Annotated in this window: 13 protein-coding genes; 4 read left to right on the top strand and 9 right to left on the bottom strand. The window is 44.6% G+C overall.

What is annotated here, in order from left to right:
• Position 1 precedes the first annotated feature (1 nt).
• From P7F88_RS00860 to P7F88_RS00850, 3 genes are read right to left on the bottom strand one after another with little or no spacing between them, the layout of a single operon-like run.
• Complete coding sequence (locus P7F88_RS00860; protein ID WP_277821468.1) at positions 2-1,228, bottom strand: BamA/TamA family outer membrane protein; 1,227 nt, start codon at positions 1,226-1,228, stop codon at positions 2-4.
• On the bottom strand, positions 1,212-2,306 hold the full coding sequence (gene alr / locus P7F88_RS00855) for an alanine racemase (protein ID WP_277821467.1): 1,095 nt from the start codon (positions 2,304-2,306) through the stop codon (positions 1,212-1,214). The genes P7F88_RS00860 and alr overlap by 17 nt, the downstream gene beginning before the upstream one ends.
• A gap of 15 nt (positions 2,307-2,321) precedes the next feature.
• Positions 2,322-3,716 (bottom strand): replicative DNA helicase, encoded by a 1,395-nt coding sequence (locus P7F88_RS00850; RefSeq protein WP_277821466.1) that lies wholly within the window; start codon positions 3,714-3,716, stop codon positions 2,322-2,324.
• Positions 3,717-3,913: 197 nt separating this feature from the next.
• On the opposite strand from P7F88_RS00850, the gene P7F88_RS00845 reads away from it, so the two are divergent.
• Positions 3,914-4,660: a DUF481 domain-containing protein gene (locus P7F88_RS00845; RefSeq protein WP_422127244.1), complete on the top strand. Its 747-nt coding sequence runs from the start codon at positions 3,914-3,916 to the stop codon at positions 4,658-4,660.
• Positions 4,661-4,755: 95 nt separating this feature from the next.
• On the opposite strand, the gene rplI is transcribed toward P7F88_RS00845, so the two are convergent.
• The 6 genes from rplI to motX all read right to left on the bottom strand — a co-directional run bounded on the left by rplI (position 4,756) and on the right by motX (position 10,265).
• Positions 4,756-5,208 carry a 50S ribosomal protein L9 gene (gene rplI, locus P7F88_RS00840; protein WP_277821464.1) on the bottom strand — a complete coding sequence of 151 codons (453 nt, stop codon included), beginning with the start codon at positions 5,206-5,208 and terminating at the stop codon, positions 4,756-4,758.
• A 32-nt stretch (positions 5,209-5,240) separates the two neighbouring features.
• A complete protein-coding gene (gene rpsR, locus P7F88_RS00835) occupies positions 5,241-5,468 on the bottom strand; it encodes a 30S ribosomal protein S18 (RefSeq protein ID WP_000090471.1) in 228 nt (75 codons plus the stop codon).
• A 52-nt stretch (positions 5,469-5,520) separates the two neighbouring features.
• On the bottom strand, positions 5,521-5,910 hold the full coding sequence (gene rpsF, locus P7F88_RS00830) for a 30S ribosomal protein S6 (RefSeq protein WP_277821463.1): 390 nt from the start codon (positions 5,908-5,910) through the stop codon (positions 5,521-5,523).
• 184 nt (positions 5,911-6,094) lie between these two features.
• Positions 6,095-6,832, bottom strand: coding sequence for a 23S rRNA (guanosine(2251)-2'-O)-methyltransferase RlmB (gene rlmB / locus P7F88_RS00825; protein ID WP_277821462.1), 738 nt, complete (start codon positions 6,830-6,832; stop codon positions 6,095-6,097).
• 162 nt (positions 6,833-6,994) lie between these two features.
• On the bottom strand, positions 6,995-9,490 hold the full coding sequence (rnr, locus tag P7F88_RS00820; protein WP_277821461.1) for a ribonuclease R: 2,496 nt from the start codon (positions 9,488-9,490) through the stop codon (positions 6,995-6,997).
• 142 nt (positions 9,491-9,632) lie between these two features.
• Positions 9,633-10,265 carry a flagellar protein MotX gene (gene motX, locus P7F88_RS00815; protein ID WP_277821460.1) on the bottom strand — a complete coding sequence of 211 codons (633 nt, stop codon included), beginning with the start codon at positions 10,263-10,265 and terminating at the stop codon, positions 9,633-9,635.
• A 448-nt stretch (positions 10,266-10,713) separates the two neighbouring features.
• Between motX and P7F88_RS00810 the strand changes: the two genes are divergently transcribed.
• Genes P7F88_RS00810 through P7F88_RS00800 form a run of 3 tightly spaced genes read left to right on the top strand, consistent with a single transcriptional unit; the run spans position 10,714 to position 14,081 of the window.
• Entirely contained in the window at positions 10,714-11,421 is a 708-nt protein-coding gene (locus P7F88_RS00810; RefSeq protein WP_277821497.1) for a response regulator, read from the top strand.
• The gene (locus P7F88_RS00805; RefSeq protein ID WP_277821459.1) at positions 11,411-12,847 is read left to right on the top strand and encodes a HAMP domain-containing sensor histidine kinase; all 1,437 of its coding nucleotides are present in this window, start codon (positions 11,411-11,413) and stop codon (positions 12,845-12,847) included. The genes P7F88_RS00810 and P7F88_RS00805 overlap by 11 nt, the downstream gene beginning before the upstream one ends.
• A 4-nt stretch (positions 12,848-12,851) precedes the next feature.
• Positions 12,852-14,081, top strand: a complete 1,230-nt coding sequence (locus P7F88_RS00800; RefSeq protein WP_277821458.1) for an ABC transporter substrate-binding protein — start codon at positions 12,852-12,854, stop codon at positions 14,079-14,081.
• Positions 14,082-14,134 lie beyond the last annotated feature (53 nt).

Raw genomic sequence — 14,134 nt, 5'->3', positions numbered from 1 at the left:
ACTAAAAAGGCTGGTTTACCATAACCCAGAAAGCACTATCCTCTTTCCCCCAGGCTAGCTCTGTTCGAACAACGATACCTTCAACCTGAAATCGAATTGCACCACCAGCACTCCACTTCATGTCTGTGTGCAATGTTTTCAGGTTGTACTCATCTGCAACCCGGCCAACATCTACGAAGGCCACCCACTGCCACCAGGGTACATCGTAAAAGTTGAATACCGGCCAGTCTCCAAGTGGCTGCCACTCTGGCATCACTCTATACTCCGCGCTGTAATGTATGGCAGAGCGGCCATGAAAACGGTTAGAACCATAGCTCCTTAGGCGATATAGCCCCCCTAAGGCCACTTGTTCATATTCTGGCGGTCTATGGCAATCATCGTTGCCGCAGTCACTCCAGTTTGGTGTATCCGCCGTATAAAAACTGAAAGCCAGAACCTGTTTATCAAAAACGTCTTTTAGGTTACCAAGATCCCAATAAAGGTTATTTTCAAATTCCAGCTTTACCCATTCACTATCTTGCTTGAACTCAGGTGAATAAGTCACATCCAGACTGGTTCTTGAGCCCTCGGTAGGGTTGCGGACATCATTGCGGTTATCCCAATCCAGCTTTAACGCCATTCCCCATGTTTCTTCCGCTTCATTGTAATTAACTTCAAGTTCACGAGAAGAGTAAAACGGTTGAAGCTCAATTGTCGATACACCACTATCAAAGGGAGTTTTGCCTGAAATGTCGCGGGAATTATGCAAAGCAGCTTGCGCACCCAATGATTCTGCGTGACCAATGGGTAGGATATAACGAAGAGAAAGCCTGTAATTTGACTCCCTGCCATCTGTCCGTGTTGCAGACGATTGTTCTGAACTATTATTTCCTTGCTCACCAAGAAAATAATCGAAATCTACATATTTGGCATTATAGCCATCGGCACCTACCAACAAGTTATCTCCAAACTGGTAGTTAACTCCCGATAAGTAGGTAATGTAGCTGCCCTTCTCTGACCGCAATCCAACACCGAGAAGGCCAGCCTGATCTTGTCCAACACCTTTAATTAGGCCAGCAGCGCCTAGCGTAAAGCCCATACTTTCTGTTGAATAGAAGAAGGGAACAAACGCCGTTTCGTGGTTCCAGGAAGGCCAGCCATCAGCAACAGCGCCTGAGCTTAAAATTGCGGTAAATGAAAGCAATACAACTAAAAGCTTATTATATAAAGCTTTAATCGCATTCAACATATGACAGTTCAACCCTGGATGTTAGTCTTGTAACCAGTTCATATCCTATGGTGCCTACATGCTTAGCTACTTCTTCTACTGGTAGTTCCCTGCCCCATAGCGTAGCTTCGTCGCCAACTTTATCTTGCGAGTCCGGCCCTAGATCAACAGTCAGCATATCCATAGATACACGTCCGGCAACTGGCACCTTTCGTCCATTAATCCACACTGGAGTTCCGTACGGAGCTGTTCTTGGATACCCATCCCCATAGCCAATAGCAATAACCGCTACATTGGTATCTCGCTCTGTTATCCATGACGCACCATATCCAACAGGCTCACCTTTTCGTACTGTTTTAATTGAAATGATTTTTGATTTAAGGGTCATCACCGGGAGAAAACCAAGCTCTTCCGCATTGGCAAAATCGAAAGGCGATACACCATAAAGAATAATACCCGGTCGGTTCCACTCCATATGGCTTTCCGGCCATTTAAGAATACCAGCCGAAGCGGCAATAGAACGCTCACCCTCAAGTCCTTTAATAGAAGTTAAAAAACGTTGAACCTGCTCGCTGGTTGCTGGGTTATCCAACTCATCTGCGCAAGCAAAATGGCTAATAAATCTGATTGGCTTCTGTACCTTGTCACAAATTTCGATACGTTCTAAGAAGTAAGGTAATTGCTCTGGGTCAATACCAAGCCGGTGCATTCCAGAATCTATCTTGAGCCATACTTTTAATGGTTCTGACAGACCAGACTGCTCATCAATAGCCAACAGCTGTTCAACGTTGTGAATAACTGTCTCAAGGTTATATCGGCTTAATAGTCGCAACTCGTCTGCATCATAAAAGCCTTCGAGCAACAAAATAGGTTTATCAATCCCACTCTCACGTAGTTTTACTGCTTCTTCAATTCTGGCTACACCAAATGCATCAGCATTTTCCAGACTACGTGCTACCTGAATGACACCATGACCATAAGCATTCGCTTTGATAACCGCCAGAACACGGCTCGCTGGAGCTTTGGATTTAATAAGAGCCAGGTTATGTTGCAGTGCTTGCTTGTCTACAAACGCTGTTGCTGCTTTCAATTTACTCATATTGCTGACACTGCCTTATTCATCATCAAATGCCGGGCCAGCGTAGTTATCAAACCTTGAGAACTGCCCCTGGAATGTCAAGCGTACCGAACCAATAGGGCCGTTACGTTGCTTACCAATGATGATTTCGGCCGTGCCTTTCATTGAGCTGTCTGGGTTGTACACTTCATCGCGATAGATAAACATGATCAAGTCAGCATCCTGCTCGATGGAACCTGATTCACGAAGGTCAGAGTTTACTGGGCGCTTATCAGCTCGCTGTTCAAGCGATCGGTTAAGCTGAGAAAGTGCAACAACCGGAACATTTAATTCTTTTGCCAACGCTTTAAGAGAGCGCGAAATTTCTGCTATCTCAAGTGTACGGTTATCAGATAGAGAAGGAACTCGCATCAACTGAAGGTAGTCGACCATAATCATGCTAAGGCCACCATGCTCACGTGCAATACGACGAGCACGAGAGCGAAGCTCAGTAGGAGTAAGACCAGAACTGTCATCAATAAACATGTTCTTCTTCTCCATAAGAATACCCATGGTGGCAGATATACGAGCCCAATCTTCATCGTCCAGCTGGCCAGTACGAATCTTTGTCTGATCAACACGAGAAAGGGATGCCAACATACGCATCATGATCTGTTCTGAGGGCATCTCCAGAGAGAAGATCAGAACAGGCTTATCCTGATCCATAGCAGCATTTTCACATAGGTTCATTGCAAAGGTTGTTTTACCCATCGAAGGACGCGCAGCAACGATAACCAGATCCGAGCCTTGAAGACCTGCGGTCTTTTTGTTTAGATCAGTAAATCCAGTATTTACACCCGTCACACCGTCTTGTGGGGTTTTATAGAGAATCTCGATTCGCTCTAACGTCTTCTCTAGAATACTGTCTACATTCTGTGGTCCTTCACTTTCGCTGGTTCTCTCTTCCGCTATTTTGAAAACCTTAGTTTCCGCCATATCCAAAAGGTCTTCGGATGAACGGCCTTGAGGATCATAACCAGCATCGGCAATTTCATTGGCTACGCCAATAAGGTTTCTTACCAGGGCTCTTTCTGCCACGATATCGGCATAGGCATTGATATTCGCTGCACTTGGCGTATTTTTTACAAGGTCTGCTAAATAAGCAAAGCCACCAACATCCTCAAGCTCTTCTCTCAGCTCAAGATGCTCGGATAGAGTGATAAGATCGAGAGGCTTACTTTCTTCAAGAAGCGATTTGACGCCTTCAAAGATCATTCTATGAGGTCGGCTATAGAAGTCTGTACTAAGCACCTTCTCTGCCACTGTATCCCAACGCTCATTATCAAGCAGCAGGCCGCCTATTACGGATTGCTCTGCTTCAAGAGAATGCGGTGGAACCTTAATAGCATCGACTTGCGGATCTGCTTTGTTAATATTTCGGACTTCAGCCATGACGACTCTCATTAAATTTGTGCGTAGCCCGGTATTATACTCAAGTCGCTTAAAGATGCATATTCAACAAGAATTTATTAGTATCCCATATACACAATGGGCTAGCGCCCAATAATTAACATTCTTATGACGAATAAAAGCCAGACATACTTATCATACAGCTATCATTGCGTCCTAATAGAGAGGTTTAAGTGTCTATCCGTTTGTTGTTGCTAACTATTTTAATTAGCCCACTAGCGTATGCGGAAGAAACAGCAGAGGATAAAGGAGAAAACTCACCTTTAAGTACTGAAATAGAGTTTGGTTACCAGTCACACTCAGGGAATTCTGATACCGAATCTCTCAACGCAAGGGGTGACCTAGAATATATTTCGGGGAGACACCGATACTCTGGCGAACTCAAACTGTACAAGCTGGATAAAGATGGGGTGGAGGATAAGCGCCAAGCAAGCTATCAGGCTCAGACCGACTATAAGTTGGGCTCAAACCTTTACCTCTACGGCAACTTCAAAGGCGTAGACTCTAAGTACAGCGCATATTTTAAAGACTACACATTGTCAGGTGGTTTGGGTTACCAAACTTCTTTTTCCAGTAACATGGTTATAGAATTAGAACTCGGTCCGGGTTATCGCTATCAGGAACCCAACCTTGATGAAATCGATGACGATGACATCATTTTCCCCAACGTGGTGAAAGAGCCAATTGTACGTAGCAACGTAAATCTCAGCTGGCAGATACTGGATTCGCTTGCTTTATCTGCAGATTTAACAATGACAGCTGGTAGCAGTAACTCCAACCTTGATTCAGAAGTGAGCGTTATAAATAATGTCACCGACGATATCGCGTTAAAACTTACTCACTCTCGTCAATATCACGACAAGGTTCCGGAAGGACTAAGTAATACCGACAGCATCTTTACCGTCAATTTACTATTCTTGTTCTAAAAGTGACGTCTTTACTCAAGTAACAGATATAAAAAAACACCAGCCGAAGCTGGTGTTTTTACTTTCTTCTAAAAGAAATCTTTTCGATGCTGAAATTACTCAGCAGCAACAACCTGTAGGTTGATAGTAGCAAATACTTCAGAGTGAAGCTGGATGCTAATTTCGAACTCACCAGTTGTACGTAGTGCACCTTCAGGAAGGCGAACTTCGCTCTTAACAACTTCAACGCCAGCAGCAGTAACTGCGTCAGCGATGTCACGAGTACCGATAGAACCGAACAGTTTGCCTTCGTCACCAGCTTTAGAAGCGATAACAACAGCTTCAAGAGCGTTAACTTTCTCAGCACGAGCTTCAGCAGCAGTTAGTTGCTCAGCAACTTTAGCTTCTAGTTCAGCGCGACGAGCTTCGAACATTTCAACGTTAGCTTTAGTAGCCATTACTGCCTTATTCTGAGGGATAAGGAAGTTACGAGCGTAACCAGATTTAACGTTAACAGTATCGCCAAGACCACCTAGGTTACCGATTTTATCAAGTAGAATAACTTGCATTGTTTAATCCTCTTTCTTAATAAAACGACCGATTACTGATGCTTATCAGTGTACGGTAGTAGTGCTAGGTAGCGAGCACGCTTGATAGCGCGAGCTAGTTGACGCTGGTATTTAGCGCTTGTGCCAGTGATACGGCTAGGTACGATTTTACCAGCTTCAGTGATGTAGTTTTTAAGAGTTGCTACGTCTTTGTAATCAATCTCTTGTACGCCTTCTGCAGTGAAACGGCAGAATTTACGACGACGGAAGAAACGAGCCATGGGCTATCTCCTGATCTTAAATTTGAGTTAAGAAGTAAAAACTGAGTTTAAATTACTCAGCAGCTGCTTCTGGCTTAGCTTCTGTACGCTCTTCACGACGAGGAGCACGCTCTGCACGCTCTTCTTTTTGCTTAAGCATGATAGATTGCTCAGTAACTGCAGCTTTAGTACGCATGATCATGTTACGTAGAACTGCATCGTTGAAACGGAAAGCAGTTTCTAGTTCATCGATTACAGCCTGGTCAGCTTCAACGTTCATTAGAACGTAGTGAGCTTTGTGAAGCTTGTTGATTGGGTAAGCCATTTGACGACGACCCCAGTCTTCTAGACGGTGGATAGTACCGCCAGCTTCAGTGATAGAACCAGTGTAACGCTCGATCATGCCAGCAACTTGCTCGCTTTGATCAGGGTGCACCATGAATACGATTTCGTAATGACGCATTGGTTGCTCCTTACGGATTATTAGCTTCCACGTTTGGCCCGGTCGTCCAGAGGAAGCAAGGAACTAATAAAAAATGACCGAGAATTAAGGACGGCAAATTGTATAGAAATGAGACAGGGATCGCAAGGGCTTTTTATAGACAAAAATTAGGGACTAAGTTAGCCCCTAATTAAAGAAAATGAGATTAAAGGCTTCTTTGTCTGACTGCTTCAAACAAGCAGATACCGGAAGCAACCGAAACGTTCAGGCTAGATACAGCTCCTGCCATTGGAATCTTAATTAAATCATCACAGGTTTCACGAGTCAGGCGACGCATACCATCACCTTCAGCCCCCATAACAATCGCCAGTGAACCTTTGAGTTTGGACTGATAGATATCATGAGTTGCTTCACCCGCAGTACCTACAAACCATACACCTTGCTCCTGCATTGCTCTCATTGTGCGAGCCAGATTTGTTACACGTACAAGAGGAACCGTCTCCGCTGCACCGCATGCAACTTTACTTACAGTTGCAGTCATTGGCGCTGACTTATCCTTAGGAACGATAACAGCAGCAACACCAGCGGCATCTGCATTACGCAGACAAGCACCAAGGTTGTGCGGGTCTGTAACACCATCCAATACTAAAAATAGCGGCTGATCATGCTGCGCAATAATAGCATCAAGGTCGTGTTCATTTAGCTGCTTAGCAGGTTTTACACGAGCAATAATACCCTGATGGTTTGCACCTTTAGCTTTATCATCAAGAGCTTTACGCCCCATCTGCTGGATAGAAACACCACATTGCTGTAGGTCGTTAAGAATTGGAAGAAGACGATCATCCTGACGACCTTTCAACACAAATGCTTCAATGAAGCGAACCGGATCTCTTTCCAGTACGGCTTTGACGGCATGAATACCGTAAATAAATTCGTTGCTCATTTTTTATTTTCATGTTCTAGACAATTTATGCCTGATACTTCGTCTTACAAGTACCTAGCCTTAAATCGTCATCCCTGCGAAGGCAGGGATCTAGTTATTAATTCCAACAAAGTCTATTAGATTCCAGCCTTCGCTGGCGCGCGGCTAGCGGGATGACATCAATTAAACTTTATATACTCTATCGGGTTTTACGCTTTCCCTTTGCCTTATTTGCTTTAGAGCGCGACTTATTCTTACGCGCTTTCTCTGCTTTGTTTTTTTACGAGCAGGGTTTCTGCCTGCCTCTTCTGTTGAACCATCTGGTCTCTTGGTTGGTTCAACCATAGCTTTGGCTTTCGCCTTTACACCACGCTTACGCGACTTAACCGCAGCCTTCTTATTTTCAGCTGCTTTTTTCTCAGCCTGAGCGGCTCGTTTCTTAGCCGTTTTTCCTTTACCGCGTAGCTTACGACTTGTTTCGATTAATTCAAAGTCAATTTGTCGATCATCCAGATTTACCGACAAAACTTTTACCTTAACCTGATCACCCAGTCGGTAAATGTGACCGAAACTCTCACCAATAAGTCTCTGACCGATTGGATCAAACTGGTAGTAGTCGTTAGCCAGCGTTGATATATGCACCAGACCATCAATATGCAACTCAGTCAGTCTCACAAAGAAACCAAATCCGGTTACATTAGCGATAACACCACCCAGCTCTTCGCCAACATGATCTTGCATGTACTCACACTTCAACCAGTCAGACACTTCTCTGGTCGCATCGTCAGCGCGGCGCTCAGTCATCGAACACTGCTCACCATAGAAATCCATATCGTCAAAGGAATAGTGATAGCCGCCAGTTGGTGTCCAACGATCCTTGTGAGTACCGTGTTGCTTGGCGATCAGGTATTTAATCGCTCTGTGCAGCAATAGATCCGGATAACGACGAATCGGAGAGGTAAAGTGAGCATAACGTTTCAGCGCCAGTCCAAAGTGCCCGGCATTGTCAGCGTTGTATACCGCCTGCTTCATGGAACGCAGAAGCATAATCTGGATAAGCTCTTTGTCAGGACGCTCACTAATGGCTTTCATCAGATTAGCGTAGTCTGTCGGAGCGGGCTCTAGGCCACCAGCCAGATCGAGTCCAAGCTCTCCAAGAAAATCTCTGAATCCTGATAAGCGCTCTTCACCCGGAGATTCGTGAATTCGATATAGTGCAGGTTCTTTTAGTTTTTCTACAAATGATGCAGATGCGATGTTCGCCAAAATCATGCATTCTTCAATCAGCTTGTGAGCATCGTTTCGAATTAACGGCTCAATACGATCAATCTTTCTTTCAGCGTTGAAGATAAATTTGGTTTCTACCGTTTCGAACTCAATCGCACCGCGATGATCACGCGAATGTTTAAGCACTTTGTACATGTTGTGCAGCTCTTCGAGGTGTGGAACCAGTGAGTCATATCGTTCACGAAGTTCCTCGTCACCATTCAGAATGGCATCAACCTTATTGTAAGTTAGGCGGGCATGAGAGTTCATTACCGCTTCGTAATGCTTATAACCAGAAAGCTTACCCGCTGCTGAAACGGTCATCTCACACACCATACACAGACGATCTACTTGCGGGTTAAGAGAACATAAGCCGTTAGACAACACTTCCGGCAACATTGGCACTACTTGAGACGGGAAGTATACCGAGTTACCTCGATTGATCGCTTCTTTGTCCAGAGCAGTATCAGGACGAACATAGTAGCTAACGTCTGCAATAGCTACCCATAAGCGCCAACCACCACTAGGTTTAGCTTCACAGTAAACTGCGTCATCAAAGTCCCGTGCATCCTCACCGTCAATAGTCACCAATGGCAGTTCACGCAGATCAACGCGGCCGGTTTTCGCTTCTTCAGGAACTTCTTCACCTAAGTCCTGAATCTGTTTCTCAACCTCTTCCGGCCAGTCTTGTGGGATCTGGTGGGTGCGAATAGCTATCTGAGTCTCCATGCCAGGAGCCATATTCTCGCCAAGCACTTCAACAACTTTACCCATCATGCCACGGGTACGGCTGGCACGATCTGTAATTTCAATAACCACAACGTTACCCATGCGTGCACCGGCTCTGTGCTCGTCCGGGATTAGAATATCCTGACTGATACGCGAGTCGTCCGAAACAACATAACCAAAGCCTTGCTCCATAAAGAAGCGGCCAACTATCTGAGTTTTTCGCTCTTCCAGTACGCGGACCAGCCTGCCCTCTTTGCGGCCACGCTTATCGGTTCCTGCTGGTTGAGCAAGAATATAATCGCCGTGCAGGATAGTTCTCATCTGGTGGTGTGGCAGCAGCAAATCGTTGTCTTTACCAACAGAACCATCCGGCCTTACCCATCCGTGACCATCTTTATGGCCGATGACATAACCTTTAACCAGTTCAAGTTTGTCAGGTAACGCGTAGCACTGCCTGCGGGTAAACACCAACTGACCATCGCGCTCCATGGCTCTTAAGCGACGACGCAAACCTTCATATTGTTCTTCACCAAAAAGCCCAAGAACCTCGAACAGATCATTTCTGTTCATTGGCACATTGGCCTCCGTTAAGAACTCAATAATGAATTCCCGGCTTGGTATCGGATTTTCGTAATTACGAGATTCTCGATCAGCGAACTTATCTTTAGTGATCTTTTCAGACATTGCTATACCTGCTTATAGGCAAGGGGATATGCTGTAAGTATATAGAACTAAATGACTATACCCAAGCAACCATAGAAAACAAAACGCCCCGCATTTGCGAGGCGATGGTTATTTTTATTGGTATGAGGAAGAAATTCGTTGCTTACCAGAACACTTCCCGGCGTTTTGCTCTGGCAATGATGTTCTGAGGCATTCGTTGCTCTAAACCGTCACGCAGTACTTTGATTCTGGTATGCATTCGCTTATCAGCAGTCACTGAATTATAGAGCCAGCGGTAGGCATCTTCGTAATCGAGCGGGCTACCATAATCTCTTAATAACAACTCCGCCAGATGAACCCTAGCGTTCAGGTTGCCCATAGAAGCAGCTTCACGCAGATAAGGAATCGCACGCTCTTTATCCTGTTGTACCAGAGTACCGCGTGAATAGTAGCTTCCTAGCTTTTCCAAAGCAGCAGGCAAGCCCTGATGAGCAGCATTCTCGATATAGTAGAGTCCAAGTTCAACGTCCTGATCGACACACACCCCCCAGGAAAGCATGTCACCATAGAGGTATTCATAAGCAGGCAGGTTAATACGCGTCGCACGGGCAACGATATCTTCCACAATCTGACACTTATCTGCTTTTACCTGTTCAAGATGCTTATTTTTGTTGATTAGATTGATCAACTCAGCTTCGGTGTATATCGGAACTGGCTCGCCTACATCCTCCATCGCGAATGTATATGACGAACTAAGAACCAATAACAGCGAAGCTGCTATCGATTTCAGCTTCATACCTGCACTCTTTACTCATACCGTGCTTTGTTATCGGCAATACCTGTCTGTACTTTAGCTCAAAAAGCGCACAAGGACGGCAATAATTTGCCATAACAAGCGTAAAAGATCGCATTAGTTCAGAAATTGAAGAGAAAAAAGGCCAGCTACTATTACTACTGAGCTGGCCTAAGCGCCTATATTACATACTAGAAAAGTTACATACGGGGGAAATGGTTGTCTGGCTAACCCATTACCACAAAAATCAATAAGGATTAGCAACTCTGATATTTTACCTGTCATGAGTCTTTTTAGGTTAAAAATAGCAACCAGATTGTAAGCATCTACTTACAAAATTTATCGTTAGCCGGACTGAATTTTGGAACCATTCTATTCGTAATACTATCAGTACTGGCGTATACATAATAAACAGATTCAGCATGCCGAAATGAGGGTATCCAAGATTAAAATGGAACAGAAGCAGATCCTTATTGTTGATGATAATAAAGAGTTAATCAGTGCATTAAACGACTATCTTACCCGCTCGGGATTCAGTGTTTATTGCGCTGAAAATGGCACACAAATGTGGAAACATCTAGAGAAGATCCAGCCAGATCTTATTATCCTGGATATCATGCTTCCCGGCGAAGATGGCTTTAGCCTTTGCAGACAGCTACGCCGCGAATCAGAAGTCCCCATAATCATGCTCACGGCAGTGGCAGAAGAGGCAGATAGAGTTGCGGGTCTGGAAATGGGCGCCGACGATTACATCACAAAGTCCTTTAGCCCTCGGGAGCTCCTTGCCCGGATCAAAACAATATTACGCAGAAGTCAAACAAACAGCTCTGGAAAACTAGCCAGAAAAGTTCATTTTTCTGACTGGACGTTAGATACATTAACCCGTCAGTTAGTTGATCATAGATCCAAAGAGGTTAAACAACTTTCTGGCGCTGACCTTTCCCTACTTGCGTTATTCCTATTCAAAGCCAAAAGCATTCTTTCCAGAGATGATATCGCCAGAGAAATCTGGGGCCGCGATGCTGAACCGCTAGAAAGAGGAATCGACGTACAAATCAGCCGCCTGCGGCACCATTTGGATGACAAAGAGAGAACCCTGATATTAACCGTAAGAAATAAGGGCTACATGCTCACCACCGATGTTAAATATGAATTTTAAACTCTGGCCACAAAGCCTTGCTGCCAGAACCAGTCTGCTTCTTTTGCTCGTGATTCTCGCGGCACAGTTTATGTCGGGAGTGTTCTGGTATCAGCATACCAGTGCAAGAGATCAACAGGGTTTGGTGACCACAGCTCAAAGCCTGGCTAGAAGTGCATCTTCAACCATATCTTTTTTTAAAACCCTTCCAACAGAATACCGGCATCTGGTGCTCAATCAGTTAAGAAATATAGGAGGCACACGCTTCTTTGTATCTCTCAATAACCATGAACTGCCACTTGATGCACTACCAGATAGCAATAGAAAACAACTGGTAGTATCTGAGGTAAAAAGTATTCTTCATTCCGAGCTGGGCACAGAGCTTAATATCAAGGTAGATTTCACTCGCCGAGAGAAGCTCAAAGTATTCAACAACGAATTAAAAATTGATGAGCTCCCTCTGTTATGGGCACATTATTCACTCTCTTACGGTGACATTAACCCTCCTATTCTCGTTATCCAAATTGAAGTTGCAGATGATGAGTGGTTCTATCTCGCTGCCGTTTTACCTGCTCCATATGTGAATTTGGAAACCACTTACTTCGAGGTCAAAGAGTGGGTCAGCATCATACTATCCGCGATACTTTTGATGATTTGCACCTGGTACATTGTGCGCGGAGAAATTCGACCAGTACGCCAACTGGCAAAAGCAGCGACAATGATGACAAGCAAACTCAAGGTTCCGGAAGTAAAAGAGGAAGGAAGTGCAGAGTTAAGAGCTGCAGTAAGAGCATTCAATAAGATGAATCGCAGGATCAACAGTCACATTCATGACCGCGAAATGTTGTTTGGGTCAATTTCACACGACCTTAAAACGCCAATTGCCAGCCTAAAACTAAGAGCAGAAATGCTTGAAAACCCAACCGAAAGAGAAAACTTTTTCCGCATCATCAATGAACTAGACTTAATGGTTAAAGGTTCACTGCAATGTATAAAAGAGACTGATATTCACGAAGAGATCGAAGGAATTGATCTCATGGCGGTGATTGAACAATGCCGAAATGCCTATGGTAAGCATAGCTCGAATATCTCGATATTTGGTCAATTTGAAAAGACGTTTGCGGGTAAACCATTAGCCATTAAGCGTTGCGTCCAAAACCTGATCGATAACGGCATTAAATATGGAACAGAGGTCGATGTTGACCTAGTGGAAACAGAAGATGCTTTTATCATTTCCATTTCAGATTATGGTGATGGTGTTGACGACTCTCTTCTGGATAAGTTGTTCGAACCTTATTTCCGTTTGTCACCTCAACACAATACCGAAGGAAACGGCCTGGGATTAACCATCTCAAGAAGCATAGCGAAAGCTCATGGAGGTAAGCTAACTCTTCAAAGGGCTAAAACTGGCGGACTCTGCGCGACCCTGGAACTACCTAGAGAATAATGCGATGAGAAATCTACTCCTAATGTGCGTTACGCTATATGCATACTCGTCTTACGCCGAGGTTGAACTTCAACACTGGTGGACATCTAAAGGTGAACAAGCTGCCCTTCAGGTTTTAGTTACTCACCTAAAGAAAAACAATATCGATGTAGATACATCTCCGGTTAAAGGCGGCGGGGGAGATAGTTCATTGATGGTTCTTCAAGCCAGAGCGCTCGCAGGAAATACTCCTCATTTTGCACAGATAGAAGGGGCTAGCATAAAAGCCTGGGACGCGATTGGAATATTACACGACATCAACCCAATAGCAGAAAAGCATAACTGGGATAACACTCTGACTCCGTTAGCTATACAGTTTAACAAAACTGATAATGGTTACGTCGCATTGCCAATCACCTTACACAAAATGAACTGGCTCTGGAGTAACCGCAACCTTTTAAACCAACTGGATTTAAAGGTACCAACTAACTGGGATGAGCTTATCAAAGCAATGAGAACAGCAAAGTCTCAGGGCGTAGTACCATTAGCAATCGGCCGACAACCATGGCAGATCGCTCAGCTATTTGAACATATCGCTATCTCAATTGGAGGAACAACGTTCTATCAACAGGCATTAGTCGACCTTGATACCCAGGCACTAAATTCGGCCCAGATGAATAAGGTAGTGAGCCGGTTTAGGGAGCTAAGCTCGATAACTGGCAAAAAGACCCCCAAGAGAAGCTGGGACGAAGCGGCTAGATTACTTGCCAATGAGCAAGCACTTTTCCTGATGGGAGGGGACTGGATCCTCGGTGAGCTAATGTCTCTGGGAGTCTCTATCCCCGATAAGATAACCTGCACTCCAACTCCTGGCACCGAGAACGTATTTGTTTACAACATGGATAGTTTTATCTTTATGAACAAACCAGGATTCTCGCAAGCATCTGCACTACTAATCGCAGATGCTTTGGCAGATAGTAACTTTCAGGTTAAATTTAATCAGGTAAAAGGCTCCATCCCTGTGCACAAAGGTGTTCCCCTAGAAGGATTTAATCCTTGTCAAAAAGCGGCTGTTAGCTATCTACATGAAGCACTCAAGGGGAACAATGCCGTACCCAGCATGATAGACTCCATGGCAGTCAATCCCGTCAAACAAAATGCAATTACCAACGAGTTATTCCGCTTCTACACCGATACGAGAGTAGATAATGAGCTACTCATTAAGCGGTTGCTCGCGATAGCAGAAAGCTCATAGTGTACCGCCTTTGTAAGCACCTGCTTACGAATCCATAATCATATTTAACCTTC

Source organism: Vibrio hannami (assembly GCF_029589055.1).
GTDB lineage: Bacteria > Pseudomonadota > Gammaproteobacteria > Enterobacterales > Vibrionaceae > Vibrio > Vibrio hannami.
The sequence above is the reverse complement of the archived record's forward strand: the minus strand, read 5'-3'. Positions and strand labels throughout refer to the sequence as shown.

Coding starts and splice junctions, on each gene's coding strand:
- rlmB (WP_277821462.1), bottom strand. CDS start 6,832: ATGAGCAACGAATTTATTTACGGTATTCATGCCGTCAAAGCCGTACTG.
- rplI (WP_277821464.1), bottom strand. CDS start 5,208: ATGCAAGTTATTCTACTTGATAAAATCGGTAACCTAGGTGGTCTTGGC.
- P7F88_RS00805 (WP_277821459.1), top strand. CDS start 11,411: ATGAATTTTAAACTCTGGCCACAAAGCCTTGCTGCCAGAACCAGTCTG.
- P7F88_RS00860 (WP_277821468.1), bottom strand. CDS start 1,228: ATGTTGAATGCGATTAAAGCTTTATATAATAAGCTTTTAGTTGTATTG.
- rnr (WP_277821461.1), bottom strand. CDS start 9,490: ATGTCTGAAAAGATCACTAAAGATAAGTTCGCTGATCGAGAATCTCGT.
- P7F88_RS00810 (WP_277821497.1), top strand. CDS start 10,714: ATGGAACAGAAGCAGATCCTTATTGTTGATGATAATAAAGAGTTAATC.
- rpsF (WP_277821463.1), bottom strand. CDS start 5,910: ATGCGTCATTACGAAATCGTATTCATGGTGCACCCTGATCAAAGCGAG.
- P7F88_RS00800 (WP_277821458.1), top strand. CDS start 12,852: ATGAGAAATCTACTCCTAATGTGCGTTACGCTATATGCATACTCGTCT.
- alr (WP_277821467.1), bottom strand. CDS start 2,306: ATGAGTAAATTGAAAGCAGCAACAGCGTTTGTAGACAAGCAAGCACTG.
- P7F88_RS00850 (WP_277821466.1), bottom strand. CDS start 3,716: ATGGCTGAAGTCCGAAATATTAACAAAGCAGATCCGCAAGTCGATGCT.
- rpsR (WP_000090471.1), bottom strand. CDS start 5,468: ATGGCTCGTTTCTTCCGTCGTCGTAAATTCTGCCGTTTCACTGCAGAA.
- motX (WP_277821460.1), bottom strand. CDS start 10,265: ATGAAGCTGAAATCGATAGCAGCTTCGCTGTTATTGGTTCTTAGTTCG.